The 14289-nt window shown below is 66.6% G+C and carries 11 protein-coding genes; 3 read left to right on the top strand and 8 right to left on the bottom strand.

The window, feature by feature from the left end:
* Positions 1-2 precede the first annotated feature (2 nt).
* The 3 genes from P5W98_RS25395 (at position 3) to P5W98_RS25385 (ending at position 2964) form a co-directional block, all read left to right on the top strand.
* Complete coding sequence (locus P5W98_RS25395) at positions 3-1565, top strand: NADH-quinone oxidoreductase subunit C (RefSeq protein ID WP_421027530.1); 1563 nt, start codon at positions 3-5, stop codon at positions 1563-1565.
* Complete coding sequence (locus P5W98_RS25390) at positions 1562-2080, top strand: NADH-quinone oxidoreductase subunit B family protein (RefSeq protein WP_421027529.1); 519 nt, start codon at positions 1562-1564, stop codon at positions 2078-2080. Before P5W98_RS25395 ends, P5W98_RS25390 begins: the two co-directional genes overlap by 4 nt.
* Positions 2081-2235: 155 nt before the next feature.
* Complete coding sequence (locus P5W98_RS25385; protein WP_421027528.1) at positions 2236-2964, top strand: DeoR family transcriptional regulator; 729 nt, start codon at positions 2236-2238, stop codon at positions 2962-2964.
* Between the two features lie 72 nt (positions 2965-3036).
* Here P5W98_RS25385 and P5W98_RS25380 read toward each other — a convergent pair whose 3' ends face one another.
* The 8 genes from P5W98_RS25380 to P5W98_RS25345 form a co-directional block, all read right to left on the bottom strand.
* A complete protein-coding gene (locus P5W98_RS25380; RefSeq protein WP_421027527.1) occupies positions 3037-4074 on the bottom strand; it encodes an ABC transporter permease in 1038 nt (345 codons plus the stop codon).
* A 72-nt stretch (positions 4075-4146) separates the two neighbouring features.
* Positions 4147-5667 (bottom strand): sugar ABC transporter ATP-binding protein, encoded by a 1521-nt coding sequence (locus P5W98_RS25375; protein ID WP_421027526.1) that lies wholly within the window; start codon positions 5665-5667, stop codon positions 4147-4149.
* Between the two features lie 85 nt (positions 5668-5752).
* Positions 5753-6757, bottom strand: a complete 1005-nt coding sequence (locus P5W98_RS25370) for an autoinducer 2 ABC transporter substrate-binding protein (RefSeq protein ID WP_421027525.1) — start codon at positions 6755-6757, stop codon at positions 5753-5755.
* Between the two features lie 93 nt (positions 6758-6850).
* Positions 6851-7909: an ABC transporter permease gene (locus P5W98_RS25365; RefSeq protein ID WP_421027524.1), complete on the bottom strand. Its 1059-nt coding sequence runs from the start codon at positions 7907-7909 to the stop codon at positions 6851-6853.
* Positions 7910-7948: 39 nt separating this feature from the next.
* On the bottom strand, positions 7949-8887 hold the full coding sequence (gene rbsK / locus P5W98_RS25360) for a ribokinase (protein WP_421027523.1): 939 nt from the start codon (positions 8885-8887) through the stop codon (positions 7949-7951).
* Positions 8888-9020: 133 nt separating this feature from the next.
* Positions 9021-11408: an aldehyde dehydrogenase family protein gene (locus tag P5W98_RS25355; protein ID WP_421027522.1), complete on the bottom strand. Its 2388-nt coding sequence runs from the start codon at positions 11406-11408 to the stop codon at positions 9021-9023.
* Positions 11409-11421: 13 nt separating this feature from the next.
* Complete coding sequence (gene deoC, locus P5W98_RS25350; RefSeq protein WP_421027521.1) at positions 11422-12426, bottom strand: deoxyribose-phosphate aldolase; 1005 nt, start codon at positions 12424-12426, stop codon at positions 11422-11424.
* A gap of 160 nt (positions 12427-12586) precedes the next feature.
* On the bottom strand, positions 12587-14242 hold the full coding sequence (locus tag P5W98_RS25345) for an FGGY-family carbohydrate kinase (RefSeq protein ID WP_421027520.1): 1656 nt from the start codon (positions 14240-14242) through the stop codon (positions 12587-12589).
* Positions 14243-14289: the final 47 nt, after the last annotated feature.

Genomic DNA, 14289 nt, shown 5'->3' with positions numbered 1-14289 from the left:
CGATGCGCATCGATACACTCCACTCGCGCGGGCTCGCACGCCTCGCCACTTTCGCCGATGCGCCAGCGGCGCTCATCGCGCAAGTCGACGCCGCTGCATGGTTGAGCCTGGCCGCCGAAGTCGACGCAAGCGGCGGCCGCCTGATCTCGATCTGGGGCGACGAGCGCCACGACGGCACCCTCTCCGTCAACGCCGCCTACGCCGTCGAAGACGGCTTGCTATGGGTCCGGCTGACCGCCTGCGATGCATCGTCGGGGGCCGCCGCGTACCCCGACCTTTCGGCGCTGTTTCCCTGCGCGGTGCGCATGCAGCGCGCCGTCCACGATCTGACCGGCCTGCGCGCCCATGGCGCCGGCGACGTGCGACCGTGGCTCAATCACGGCAACTGGCCCGCCGACTATTTCCCGCTGCGCCGGGCCGCATCGGGCACCGAGCGCTTCGAATCGAACGAGGCCGATTACGCCTTCACGCGCGTGGAGGGCGAAGGCGTGCACGAAATCGCGGTGGGGCCGATCCACGCGGGCACCATCGAGCCCGGACACTTCCGCTTCTCCGTGGTCGGCGAAAAAGTACTGCGGCTGGAAGAGCGGCTCGGCTACGCGCATCGCGGCATCGAGCGCCTGTTCGAGCGCACGCCGGCGCTTTCCGGCCATCGCGTGGCGGCCCGCATTGCCGGTGACAGCAGTGTCGCGTTTGCATGGGCGTATTGCATGGCGCTCGAACGCGCGCTCGGCACGACGAATCCCGCACGCGCGCAATGGCTGCGCGCGCTGCTGCTTGAACGCGAGCGCGTCGCCAACCATCTCGGCGACCTGGGCGCGCTCGGCAACGACGCCGGATTCGCACTCGGGCTCGCGCAGTTCTCGCGTCTGAAGGAGGACTGGCTGCGCCTGAACGAGCGCGCATTCGGCCACCGCTATCTATTCGACGCGATCGCGCCCGGTGGCGTGGCGCGCGATCTCGACGCGCAACAAGCCAGCGCGATCGTCGCGCAGTGCGAGCACATCGAGCACGAAGTTCACTCGATGCAGCGCATCTATGACGATCACGCCGGATTGCAGGACCGTTTCGCGAAAACCGGCACGCTCGCGCCCGCCGTGGCGGCACGGCTTGGCGTATGTGGCCTCGCCGCGCGGGCAAGCGGATCGACGATGGACTTGCGCGTGGACCACGGCCCCACGCCGTACCGCGAAATCGGCGCGCGCCACGCCAGCGACGAGCGCGGCGACGTGGCCGCCCGCGTGGCGCTGCGCTTTCGCGAGGTGGACGAATCGCTACGGCAGATTCGCGCCATCATCGCGGGACTGCCGGACGGCGGCGTTGCCGTGCAGCCCCGCACCACCCGCACGTCCTCGTTCGGAGCGGGCTGGATCGAAGGCTGGCGCGGCGAGGTGTTCGTCGCGCTGGAAACCGCGGAAGACGGCATGCTGGCCCGTTGCCACTGCCATGATCCGTCGTGGCAAAACTGGCCCGCGATCGAAGTGGCGATCATCGGCAACATCGTGGCCGACTTCCCGCTGATCAACAAATCGTTCAACCTCTGTTACGCGGGGCACGACCTGTGACGTGGCAACTTCTCAAGCGGATCGCCAACACCCGCGCTCCCGCACAATCGCTGCCGGACGGCGGCGACGACTGGCGCACCCAGGCCCAGCAACTGCATCAGCAGATTCTCGACGTGCTCGGCCGCGCGCTGTGCATCCGGCAAATCGATGCGGGCTCGTGCAACGGCTGCGAGTTGGAGATTCACGCGCTCGGCAACCCGTACTACAACATCGAGGGATTGGGGATCCGGTTTGTAGCGAGCCCCCGCCACGCCGATATGCTGCTGGTGACGGGGCCGCTCGCGCTGAATATGCGCGAAGCGGTGCGGCTGGCTTACGAGGCCACGCCCGCGCCCAAGCTGGTTGTAGCGGCTGGCGAGTGTGCCTGCACCGGCGGCATCTTTAAGGATAGCTATGCAGTTTGCGGTGGGCTTTCGCAGCTAGTTCCCGTGGACGTGAGCATTCCGGGGTGCCCGCCTGCGCCGCTCGAACTGATGAAAGGCATTCTCGCGGCGCTGAGGGCTTCGGGAGCGTGACGACAGCGTAGCCACACACAGGCAAGGCCAAATCGCCTGGCAACCGTCCGGCTTGCTTGTTATAATTCGATCACGCGCACGACACAAATGTAACGTTCGGCATTTGCAGGCGGTTGCCGACGATTGCCATCGCGCTCTGCCGAACCACCTACTTCATGACCAAAACCGACCGGCTGCGCACCCTTGCCGACGCGCTCGCCAAGCATAACGTCATGCATTTGCGGGATGCAGCCAGCGTGCTTGGCGTCTCCGAAATGACGGTGCGGCGCGATATCGCCGCCCATCCGGAACGTTTTACGTACCTGGGCGGCTATATCGTGAGCGCCCAGGATGTGCCGAACACGGGCGGCTATTCGCTCGAACACGAAAAAGACCACTTCGCGCAGGCGAAGGCAAAGGCCTCCGCGCACGCGGCACGGCTCATCGGGCAGAACGACACCATTTTTATCGACTGCGGCACGACGCTCGCCGCGCTCGCGCGGCTCCTCCCATCGCAATTGCAGATCACGGCCGTGTGCTATTCGCTCAACGTGGCCGAGATTTTGCGACGCATGCCGAACGTGCGCATGATTCTGCTGGGCGGCGTGTACGTGCCGTCATCGGATTCGTTCTCGGGCGAAGAAAGCCTCGAAATGTTGAAGCGCATGGGTATCAACAAAGCGTTCATTTCGGCCGGCGGCGTGGACGCCGCGCGCGGCGTGACGTGCTGGAACGCCCACGAAGTGCCGCTCAAGCAGGCCGCCATGAGCAGCGCCGTCGAAAGCCATCTCGTTGTTGACGCAAGCAAATATGGCGTGGTCAAAGCGTGGCGCTTCTCGCAGATGGAAGACTTCGCTTCGATCATCACCGAGAAAGGCCAGACGCTGCGCGCGCGCGGCGCGTGAGGCCAACTACCCGCGGAATAACTACCCGCGCCACGCACTCACTACACGGGCCGCGCGCTGCAACGCACAGGCTCAGCCGCGCCGGCGCAACGCGAACAGCGTGCCGGCCACCAGAATGAACGCGCCCACAATCACCTTCTGCCAGGTGCTCGGCACGCCTATCAAAATGAGCACATTCTTGACTAGCGTAACCAGCGCGACACCCAGCAGCGTGCCCGCCACGGTGCCGCTGCCGCCCGTGATGCGCGCACCGCCGAGTATCACGGCGGCAATCACATCGAGCTCCGACCCCACGAGATCGAACGGATTCGCCAGCCGCGTATTCGACACGTGCAGAATGCCGGCCACGCCCGCCAGAAATCCCGTATAGCCGAATACGAAGACCCGTATCGCGCGCAGGTTGAAGCCTAGCCGCTCCGCAATTGCCGTGCTGCCTCCCATCGCATACACGCCGCGCCCCATCATCGTGCGATTGAGCAGCCACCACGTGAGAATCGCGGCCGCCACGAGCGCGAGCGCGGAGACCGGCAGCACCGCATGCAGCCCGTCGGCCGTCTGGTACGCGATGAGCGGCGTCCGGCCAAAGTGGTCCATGCTGTGCGGAATGTTCATGAAGAAGGTCGTGCCGATGAAAGTCAGCAGCAGTCCGCGATAGAGATATTGCGTGCCGATCGTCACGATCAGCGAGGGCGCCTGCAGCCGGTGCACGAGCACGCCGTTGATCACGCCGAGCACGATGCCGCCCACCGCGCCCGTGAGCAGAATGAGCACGAACGGGGCATCAGGCCACCAGGCGAACACGGCCTTCGTGATCGCGTACATGGTGAGCGCGCCGATGGCCGTAAACGACACGTCGATGCCGCCCGATGCCAGCACGACAAGCGTGCCGAGCGCGAACAGCGAGGTGATGGTTGCCGAGTGCAGCAGGTCGAACAGCGTGGCCCACTGGAGAAAGCGCGGGTTGATCGACGCGACGATCACGCAGGTCAGGACGATCAGCGTGAGCGTGAACCACTCGGGATTGCGGGCGAGTTTTGCACGCCAGTTGAGCGGCAAGGTCTGGCGCGCGACTTCGACGGTGTTGGATGGCGTGCTCATTGTCTGATTCATGCTCGTGCGGGATCCGTCAAACGTTATGCGAGTCTCGGCAAGTGTTTCGGCCAGCTGTTTCAAACCGCTGCTTCAAGCCGCTTCGGCAAGCAGCGCGCGATACAACTGGGCCTCGGTCAGCCCCTCGGCGCGGTAAGCATCTGCGAGGCGCCCTTTACGCATCATCAGCACGCGGTCGCAGTTCTGCAGCAGTTCGGGCAGGTCGTCGCTCACGAGCAGAATGCCGATGCCGCGCTGCGAGAGCCGCTGCATGATGCGATAGATAATGTCTTTCGAGCCGACGTCCACACCCACGGTCGGGCCGTGCAGGATCAGCACGTGCGGGTCGATGGCGAGCCAGCGGCCGATCAGCACGCGCTGCTGGTTGCCGCCCGAGAGCGACTGCACCGCCTTCTCCACGTCCGGCGTGGCGATCTGCAATTCCTTCACGGTGTCTTCCGCCAGGGCGCGAGCCCGCGCGCGGTCGATCTGCCCGAAGCGATCACGCAAGCCTGCGATCATTGCCGTGATCACGTTGTCGCGAATCGGCTTGTCGAGAAAGAGTCCTTCGTTGAGACGGTCCTCCGGGACATAGCCTATGCGCGCGCGCCGCGCGTCGCCCGGTGTCGCAAGCTTGATGATGCGGCCTTCCAGCACGATCTCGCCGGCGTCGGCGGGCGCCACGCCGGCAAGCGCGCGCGCCAGCTCGTTGCGGCCCGAGTCGAGCAGCCCCGTGATGCCGAGAATCTCGCCCCGATGGAGCGTGAACGACACCTCGCCGAACTGACCCGCGCGGCCCAGGCCACGAACGTCGAGCAGCACTTCTGCAGCCGGCGCTGCGGCTCGATAACGCTCGAGGGAAAGCGCGCGCCCCGTCATCAGTTCGCTCAGCTGCGCCTTGGTGTAGTTGGCGATAGGGCCTTGCGTGACTTTCTGGCCATCGCGCAGCACGATCACCTCGCCGCCGATCGCGTAGCACTCGTCGAGCTTGTGGCTGACAAACAGCACGGTCACGCCCTGCGCCCGCAACTGGCCGAGCACGGCAATCAGGTTGGTCACTTCCTTCTGCGTGAGCGAGGTGGTCGGCTCGTCCATGATGACGAACTTCGCCTCGCTCGCTATCGCCCGCGCGATGGCCACCAGCTGGCGCGTCGCGAGCGGCAGCTGCTCGATGAGCGTGGCCTGGAAGTCGGCGTCGCCCGGCAGGCCAACGGCCTTGAGCGCGCGCGCGGCCGTTTGCGCGAGTTCGCGGCGGTCGAAGGTGCGGGCAAGGCGTCCGCCGTGCTCGGCCAGTTCGGCCGTGAGCCCCACATTTTCGGCAACGCTCATGTTCGGCAGCAGCGATAGATCCTGATAGACGGTTTCGATGCCGGCCGCGAGCGATTCGAGCGGCGAGAGCCGCGCATGGCGCTCGCCGTCGATCACGAGCTCGCCTTCATCGGGCGGCTGCGCGCCCGAGATGATCTTGATGAGCGTGCTCTTGCCGCATCCGTTCTCGCCGAGCAGGTGGTAGATCTGGCCGCGCTCGAACGTGAGCGTCACGCCGCGCAGCGCGTACACGCCGGTAAAGCGCTTGTGCACGTCAAGCACCTGCAATAACGGTTCTGAAGCCATATGCTGACTCTTCGCGAGTGGGTTTTGGCGTGATGGTGAGGCACGCGCCCGTTCGACGAACGTTGCGCGCGCCACCTTCTCCCGATCAGAAGTTGTATTGCTTGTAGTTCGACTTGTCGACGCTGACCCAGCCCTGGCCGCGCACGATAATGCCCTTGCCCGGCCCCTTCGACACCGTGACCTTTTCATAGCCGGGCAGCCCGAGATTCGCGCCGTTCTCCACCGTCTTGCCGTCGATCAGCATCTTCGCGATTTTGTTCATCGCCTCGCCGGCAAGCTTCGGGTCCCAGAACGCAATGCCGTTGATCGCCCCGCTTTCGAGGTACTTTCCGGCCTCCGTCGGCAAGCCCGTGCCATAGACGCAGATCTTGCCCTGCAGGCCCGCTTCCTCGACGGCGCGGCCAATGCCGATCACGTCGAGCGAGGACGAGCCCTGGAAGCCCTTGAGGTCCGGGTGCTTGCGCAGCACTTCCTTGGCTACTTCGTAGGCGTGCTCGCCGTCGTTGTTGGTCTCGAGATTCGTCTCGACGAGCTGCATCTTCGCGAACTTCTTCTTCGCGTTGTCGATGCCGCCATTGGCCCATTGCACCTGCGAGCGGCTGCCGAGCGAGCCGACCATAGTCGCCCATTTGCCTTCGTCGTGCATGCAGGCGGCGAGGCGGTCGTTGAGCGCGGCGCCGTAGGCAGAATTGTCGAACGCCTCCACGTCGACCATCGTGTTCTTCGCGTTGTCGGCCTCGTGCGTGACCACCTTGATGCCGCGATCCATCGCCTTCTTCAGCGCCGGCTCGAGCGTGGGCGGATCATACGGCACGACGGCGATCGCGCTGACCTTCTTCGCGATCAGGTCGTCGATGATCTTGAGCTGCTGTGCGGCATCCGCGCGGCCAGGGCCTGTCTGGTACACCGTGATGCCCGGATTGTCCTTGCCGAACTCCTTGACGCCGTCGTCCATGCGATTGAACCAGCTGATGCCGGTCACCTTCACAACGGTCACGATCGTCGGATTTTCCGCCGCATACGCAACGGCCGCGGCGCTCGCCGCGAGCGCGCAAGCCGTGAGTGCCACGCTGAGTCTCTTGAAGTTCATGTCGGATGTCTCCTTTTTTGTTCGCTGTCGCCCCGAAATGATTGGCGACGGACCTCCGAGGCGCGAGGCCCGCCTGCGGCACGGTCCAGCCGGTCAGCCCGATGCCCGTCCTTTCTGCCCTTTCTCGCCGGACCGCGCGGCGGGCGGCGACCCCGTGAAGCCGAAAATCGCGCGCACGCGCTCGCCGCCCGCGAACGCGAGCGAGAGCAGCAGCAGAAAGCCCCAGGCGCAGTCGCCAAAAAATTGCGACACGCCCATCAGGTTGAAGAGGCTCGAAAGGAACTGCAGCACCGTCGCGGCGAAAAATACGCAGATGATGCGTCCGTAGCCGCCCGCCGGATTCACGCCGCCCATCACCGCAATCAGAATCGCAATCAGCAGATACGAATTGCCGTAGTCCCATTTCGCGCTGAGCGTGTGCGAGACGCTCACGAGGCCGGCGAGCGAGGCGAGCACGCCGCACATCGCATAGGTCGTGATCAGCATGCGCGCGCGCGGAATGCCCGCATAAAAGGCCGCGCGCTGATTCGTGCCCATCAGATAGAGACGCAGCCCGAACGGCGTGCGCCTGAGGAGCCACCCTAGCAGCACGACCACGGCGACGAACAGCAGGAACGAAATCGGCACCTGGAAAAACGTGCCGTTGCTGATATCCGCAAGCGGCTCGACATAGTCCACGTGCACCGAGGCGCCATTGCTGAGCGCCACGGCAAAGCCCGTGAAAAGCAGCTGCGTGCCGAGCGTGCACAGAATGGGCGTGAGCCCGAGGCGCGCAATCACCACGCCGTTGAGCAAGCCGCCAAGCAGCCCCATGCCCACCACGATTGCGCAAAAGAGCGCCGTATAGAGCGCGGGCGAGTCGTCGCCGCTCACGAGGCGCGGCACCACCAGCGCGGCGATCATGCCGGAGAGGTTCGCGAGCCCCACGCCGGAGAGGTCGATGCCGCCATTGCCCGAGAGCATGGAGAGCATGATGCCGAGCGCGAGCAGGGCGACTTCGGGAAGTTGCGCGCTCATCGACTGCAGATTGTCGATGCCGACGAACTGGCCGCGCGACACCCACACCGCGACCAGCACGACGAGCAGGTTCACCACCAGCAGGAAGTTCAACTGCCGGTCGCCGAACCAGCGGGCCAGGAGAGCAGGCTTCATGGACCTCGTCCTTTGCTGTGAAATTGCAGCGTTCGATGCTCAATGCGCCGCGGCGCTGCACTGCGCGAGCATCGCGTCGACTTCCTCGCGTCGCGGCATGGAGGGCGCCGTGCCCGGCCGCGTCACGGAAATGCCGGCGAGCGCGCAGCCGAAGCGGGTGGCAGAGAGCGGATCCTCGCCGCGCGCGAGCGCGGCGGCAAAGCCGCCCGTGAATCCGTCGCCCGCGCCCGCGGTTTCCACTACCGGGCCGCAATGGAATGCCGGCAGCAGCACCGAAGCATCGCGCGCATGGAGCAGCGCACCCGCTTCGCCCAGCGTCACGATCACTGTGCCCGCGCCTTTCGCAAGCAGCACGTCGGCTGCGCGGCGCGCGTCTTCGGCGTTGTGGACTTCGATGCCCGTGAGCGCTGCGGCCTCGGTTTCATTGGGCGTGACGTAATCGCAGAGCGGAAAAATGTCGTCGGGCAGCGGCATGGCCGGCGCCGGATTGAACACGGTCTTCACGCCGTGGCGGCGTGCCAGCTCCAGACCGCGCCGCGCCGCCGCGAGCGGCTGCTCGAGTTGCGTCACGAATACCTGGCAGACCGCAATATCGGCCTCGATCGCGTCGGCGTCGCCGGGCTCCATCGTCCCCGCCGCGCCCGCCGCGACGATGATCGCGTTCATGCCGGTCGTATCGTCCACGAAGATGTGCGCGGCTCCCGTGGCAAGGCCTTCCACGGCCCTTGCGCGCGCCGTAATGCCTTCGGCGGCCCAGGTGGCGCGCGCGATCTCGCCGAACGCATCGTTGCCCACCCGCGTGCAGAACACCACCTGCGCGCCCGCGCGCGCTGCCGCCACCGCCTGATTCGAGCCCTTGCCGCCCGGCCCCATCGCGAACGCCGATCCGGCGAGCGTTTCACCGATCATCGGCATGCGGCTCGCGCGGAACGCGAGATCGGTCACGTAGATGCCGAGTATGACGACGCGCCCGCTCATCGCCGCGGCTCCTTCGCGCGCGGCGCGCGGGCGTCAAGAAGCGGATGCAGACTCTTCAGCATGTTGTCTCCTTGTCGGACAGCTGGCGCTCAGTTGGCGTCCAGTTGGCGTCCAGTTGGCGCTCAGATGGCACTCAGTCGCCGTACGGTATCCAGATGTTCTTCACTTGCACGGCCTGGCGCAGGATCGCCAAACCGGCGCTGGTCCGCTCGAACCAGTCCATCTGACGGCCATGATCGACGAAGGTCCGCTTGAGATTGCCCACCGATTCTCGCTCCACGAGTGCCGAGTCGGCCGCCGGGCCGAAGCACCAGAGCGCGTCCACGTCGTCGTGCCGGGCGAGCGCCGGCAGCAGCGCTGCGCGCTCGCCGGTCAGGATGTTCAGCGCGCCTGCGGGCACGTCCGATGTTTCCACAACCTGATAGAAGTCCGTGGCGGCAAGCGGACACGCCTCGCTCGCCAGCGCGACCACGCGATTGCCCATCGCCAGCGCAGGGGCGATCAGCGAAACGAAGGCGAGCAGCGGCGCTTCGTCGGGGCAGGCAATGCCGATCACGCCCAGCGGTTCGTGCATCGCCAGCGCAACGCCGCGCAAGGGCGGCGTGCGCACCGCGCCATCGAATTTGTCGGCCCATGCTGCGTAGCTGAACAGACGGTCGATAGCCGCCTCCACTTCGCGCTGCGCCGCGTGCGCGTCCTGGCCAGCGCGACGCACAAGCTGCCGGGCGAATTCCCCGGCGCGCGCACTCAGGTTCTCCGCGAGGTAGTAAAGCACTTGGGCGCGGCCGTGCGCGCTCATCTGCGTCCACTTGCTCGCGCCGCGCGCGGCCGCTACCGCATCGCGCACGTCCTTGCGGCTGCCCGCGCCGACTTCGCCCACCCATTCGCCACGCGGCGCGAACACGGCATGCGAGTAGCCGCTATCGGGCCGCACCTGCTTGCCGCCAATGAAAAGCTTGGCTGTACGATCCAGTTCCGATCCCGAACTCGCTGCCGTAGCGTACAGCACGTCCGCTTTCGTTTCGCGCGGCACGCGCATCGGCAACTGGCTCCAGGCAGCGGGCTTCAAATATTCGTACACGCCCTCTCGCCCACCCTCGCGGCCGAAGCCCGACTCTCGGTAGCCGCCAAAGCCCACGCTCGCGTCGAACAGATTCGTCGCGTTGATCCACACCACGCCGCATTGCAGCCGCGGCGCGATGTCGAGCGCGCGGCCGATGGTCTCGCTCCACACGCTCGCGGCAAGTCCATAACGCGAGTTATTCGCAAGCGCCACCGCCTCTTCGGGCGTGCGAAAGCTCATGGCCGCGAGCACGGGTCCGAAGATTTCCTCCTGCGCGAGCGTCGATGCGGGCCCGACTCCGGTCACGAGCGTGGGCGGATAAAAGCAGCCGACAGCGGGCAGTTCGACTTCGTGCGGCTGCCAGATGCCGCAGCCCTCGCGCCTTCCTGCCTCGACCAGCGTCTCGATGCGTTCGAGCTGCACCGGATCGACGATCGCGCCGATGTCGATGCCCTTGTCGAGCGAAGGCCCCACGCGCAGCGTCGCCATGCGGCGCTTGAGCTTCGCCAGAAAGCGCGCTTCGACGCCTTCCTGCACCAGCAGGCGCGAACCGGCGCAACACACCTGCCCCTGGTTGAACCAGATGGCGTCCACCACGCCTTCCACGGCACCGTCGAGATCCGCGTCGTCGAAAACGATGAACGGCGACTTGCCGCCCAGTTCGAGCGTGAGTGATTGACCCGTGCCTGCCGTCGCGATGCGGATGGCGCGGCCCACTTCGGTCGAGCCGGTAAAGGCGATCTTGTCGACGCCGGGATGCGCGGCGAGCGCGGCGCCCGTGCTGCCATCGCCCGTCACCACGTTGAGCACGCCCTTCGGCAGCCCCGCGCGATGCGCCAGCTCCGCGAACAGGAGAGCGGTGAGCGGCGTGTACTCGGCGGGCTTGAGCACCACGCAGTTGCCAAGCGCGATGGCGGGCGCCACTTTCCACGCGAGCATCAGCAGCGGGAAATTCCACGGCACGATCTGGCCAATCACGCCATGCGGCGACCAGCCCGTTAGTTCGTCATCCTGAAGTTGTGCCCAGCCCGCATGATAGAGGAAATGACGCGCGACCAGCGGCACGTCGATGTCGCGCGCTTCGCGAATCGGCTTGCCGTTGTCGAGCGCTTCGAGCACCGCGAACAACCGGCTATGCCGCTGCACCATGCGCGAGAGCGCGTAGAGATGCCGCGCGCGCGCCGCTCCCCCCATCGCGAACCATCCGGACTGCGCCGCGCGCGCCGCGGCAACGGCGGCGGCCACGTCGGCCGCATCGCCCTGCGCCACCGCCGCGAGCGTTTCGCCCGTGGCCGGCGCGCGCACCTCGAAACGCGCGCCTGACTCGCGCCCGCGCCACTCGCCGTCAATGAAATGCCCGAATTGCGCCTCGTGCTGCGCCAGCCACGCGCGCACGGGCTGATCGTCCTCGGGCACGGGACCGTAATCCATGGTTCGAAAATACTCGGCTACGCTCATCGGTCTGATCTGCTCAGGCTAGGGGGTGGCGGTGATAGGCCGAATAGCGGCCGCTCACATGGTGTTCGAGCTGCCGCTCGATATCGGCGAGCAGGCTCGACGCGCCGAAACGGAACAGCTCGGGCTCAAGCCACGCACGCCCCAGCTCTTCCTTCATGAGGATCTGGTACGCGAGCGCGGTTTTCGCGTTCGATACCCCGCCCGCAGGCTTGAAGCCCACCCGTGCGCCAGTGCGATCGCGGTACTCGCGGATCATGCGCACCATGACGAGCGACACGTCGAGGGTCGCGTTGGTCCCTTCCTTGCCGGTGGACGTCTTGATGAAATCCGCGCCCGCCATCATGCAGACCATCGACGCCCTGGCGATATTCGACAGCACGCGAATGTCGCCGGTGGCGAGAATCGCCTTGAGGTGGGCATCGCCACAGGCGGCGCGAAACTCGCGCACCTCGTCGTAGAGCGCTCGCCAGTTGCCCGTCAGCACATGCTCGCGCGTCACGACGATATCGATCTCCCGCGCGCCGTCCGCCACCGAAGCTTCGATTTCCCTGAGCTTGAGCGCGTGCGGATTGAGGCCTGCCGGAAACCCCGTGGAGACCGCAGCCACAGGAATGCCGCTGCCCGCCAGCGCATCCACGGCGGCGGCCACGAACCGGTGGTAGACGCACACGGCGCCGGTGGCGATCGCCTCGGGCGCAAAGCCGAGCGCCGCGAGCAGGTCTGCGCGCACGGGACGGCGCGCCTTCGAGCAAAGGCGGCGCACGCGGCCTTCGGTGTCGTCGCCGTTGAGCGTGGTGAGGTCGATGCAGGTCACCGCCTTCAGGAGCCAGGCGGCCTGGGCGTCTTTCTTGACGGCGCGGCGCGTGCCCAGCGTGGCGGTGCGCCGCTCGACAGCCGACTGATTGACGCGCAACCCATCGAGCCACGCCGCATCGAACGCCACACCGGCATTGCGTGCGGCGCGCCCGGCAACTGCGCTATGCAACGCGACAAGCGAATTCGTTGAAGCTTCTGACATGGACAGGGCGTGAATTTGTGGGATGCACATCAAATAGCGTTAGCTTTCTCTCATCGATCCTATACCGATGAAATAATCATGACAACATCAGTTACAATCCTGTCTGGGCGTCTATCGCCCGATCACACAAAGCTGCGGCCTTGCAGCGCCTATGAAGCAATCAGGCCGGCGTCTGGCGAATGGCCCTCGCGAGGTCCTGCAACTGCCTGAACGCCGCATATCGCGCGTCGTGCAGCGCGGCAATCTCGCCGGTCGCGGGCGAATGGATCGTGCCGATCCGCGACATGCGCGACATCGCCTGTTGCAGGTCGTCGAACAGGCCGGCCGCCACCGCGCCCAGCATCGCGGCACCCAGCAGCACGGGTTCCTCCGCCTCGGTCACGAGCACCGGCGTGGCCGTCGCGTCGGCCAGCAACTGGCGCACCAGCCCCAGCCGCCCCGCGCCGCCGCTGATCACAATGCGCTCGACCGGCGCGCCCGCCGCCGCCTGGGCTTCGATGATCTGGCGCAGGCCGTAACCAATGCTGCAGACACCCGCCACATAAAGCGCGACGAGACTCTCGTGGTCCGTCTCCATGCCCAGGCCCGCGATGACCGCCCTCGCGTGCGGGTCGGCGAACGGCGCGCGATTGCCGAGGAATTCGGGCACCACATGGAGGTCCCGTGCCAGCCTCACCGCCCCCGAAAGCGAGTCGGACGCCTGCACCGCCAGCCCCGCGAGCATGGCGGGCAGCGACTGGCCGGCCTGTGCCGCGCGAGCCTGCATCTCGTGCGCCAACGGATGCATGCCGATGAGCCGCTCGATCGCCGCGCCGGTGACCGATTGCCCACCTTCGTTCAGCCAGGTCTGCGGCACCATCGCCGAAAAATACGGCCCCCACACGCCGGGCACGAAGACCGGCTCGCGCGTGGTGGTCATCGTGCACGACGAGGTGCCGAACACGTAGGCAAGACAGGCCTCGGGCGCGCCATCGGCGCCCACCGTGCCGATGCCGCCCGCGTGCGCATCGATCACGCCGGCGGCCACCGGCGTCCCCGCCAGCAGACCGAGCTCGGCTGCGGCTTGCGGCGTCAACCCGCTCCCGAGCGACGTCCCCGGTTCGACCACGCGCTGTCCGATGCGCGCGAAGCCCTCGTCGGCGAGCGCGCCCAGCCCCACCGTGCGAAAGTAGCTCTCGTCCCAGCGCCGCTCGTGCGCGAGATAGGTCCATTTGCAGGTCACGGTGCAGGTGGAGCGCGCCAGATCGCCACTCGCGCGCCACGTGAGGAAATCGGTCAGGTCGAAGAACTGCCACGCGGCCTCGAACACGTGCGGGCGATGCTCCAGCAGCCACAGCAGCTTCGGGGTCTCCATTTCCGGCGAGATCGTGCCCCCGACGAAGCGCAGCACCTCGTGGCGCGTCGCGTTGATGCGGTGCGCCTGATCGACGGCGCGATGGTCCATCCACACGATGATGTCGCGCTCGACGTCTTCCGTGGGCCCGACGGGCAACGGCCGCCCGCCTTCGCCCAGCACGACCAGCGAGCAGGTCGCATCGAAGCTGATGCCGGCGATGGCGTCCGGCGCGAGCGCAGCCGCCGCCAGCGCATCGCGCACGGCGCTGCAGACGGCGTGCCAGATCTGCGTGCTCGACTGCTCGACGATCGAGCCGCTCGAATGAAACACGCTGATGTCGTGCTTCGCCGACGCCGCCATGACGCCGTTCGCATCGAAAACGCCGGCGCGCGCGCTGCCCGTGCCCACGTCCACGCCGATCACGTAGCGCGCGCCGCGCGCAGCGCCCGATGCCGCACTCTCCAGGTTCGCTGAGGTCATTGCAGTGGGTCTGTCCGATGAGGTGAGGAAGCGATGCTATGAGCGGG

Origin of the sequence: Paraburkholderia sp. A1BS-2L, assembly GCF_051125205.1 — a bacterium.
In the GTDB taxonomy this organism is placed as follows: Bacteria; Pseudomonadota; Gammaproteobacteria; order Burkholderiales; family Burkholderiaceae; genus Paraburkholderia.
This window is presented reverse-complemented; position numbering and strand designations above follow the sequence as displayed.

Coding starts and splice junctions, on each gene's coding strand:
- P5W98_RS25395 (WP_421027530.1), top strand. CDS start 3: ATGCGCATCGATACACTCCACTCGCGCGGGCTCGCACGCCTCGCCACT.
- P5W98_RS25385 (WP_421027528.1), top strand. CDS start 2,236: ATGACCAAAACCGACCGGCTGCGCACCCTTGCCGACGCGCTCGCCAAG.
- P5W98_RS25380 (WP_421027527.1), bottom strand. CDS start 4,074: ATGAATCAGACAATGAGCACGCCATCCAACACCGTCGAAGTCGCGCGC.
- P5W98_RS25375 (WP_421027526.1), bottom strand. CDS start 5,667: ATGGCTTCAGAACCGTTATTGCAGGTGCTTGACGTGCACAAGCGCTTT.
- P5W98_RS25370 (WP_421027525.1), bottom strand. CDS start 6,757: ATGAACTTCAAGAGACTCAGCGTGGCACTCACGGCTTGCGCGCTCGCG.
- P5W98_RS25365 (WP_421027524.1), bottom strand. CDS start 7,909: ATGAAGCCTGCTCTCCTGGCCCGCTGGTTCGGCGACCGGCAGTTGAAC.
- rbsK (WP_421027523.1), bottom strand. CDS start 8,887: ATGAGCGGGCGCGTCGTCATACTCGGCATCTACGTGACCGATCTCGCG.
- P5W98_RS25355 (WP_421027522.1), bottom strand. CDS start 11,408: ATGAGCGTAGCCGAGTATTTTCGAACCATGGATTACGGTCCCGTGCCC.
- deoC (WP_421027521.1), bottom strand. CDS start 12,426: ATGTCAGAAGCTTCAACGAATTCGCTTGTCGCGTTGCATAGCGCAGTT.
- P5W98_RS25345 (WP_421027520.1), bottom strand. CDS start 14,242: ATGACCTCAGCGAACCTGGAGAGTGCGGCATCGGGCGCTGCGCGCGGC.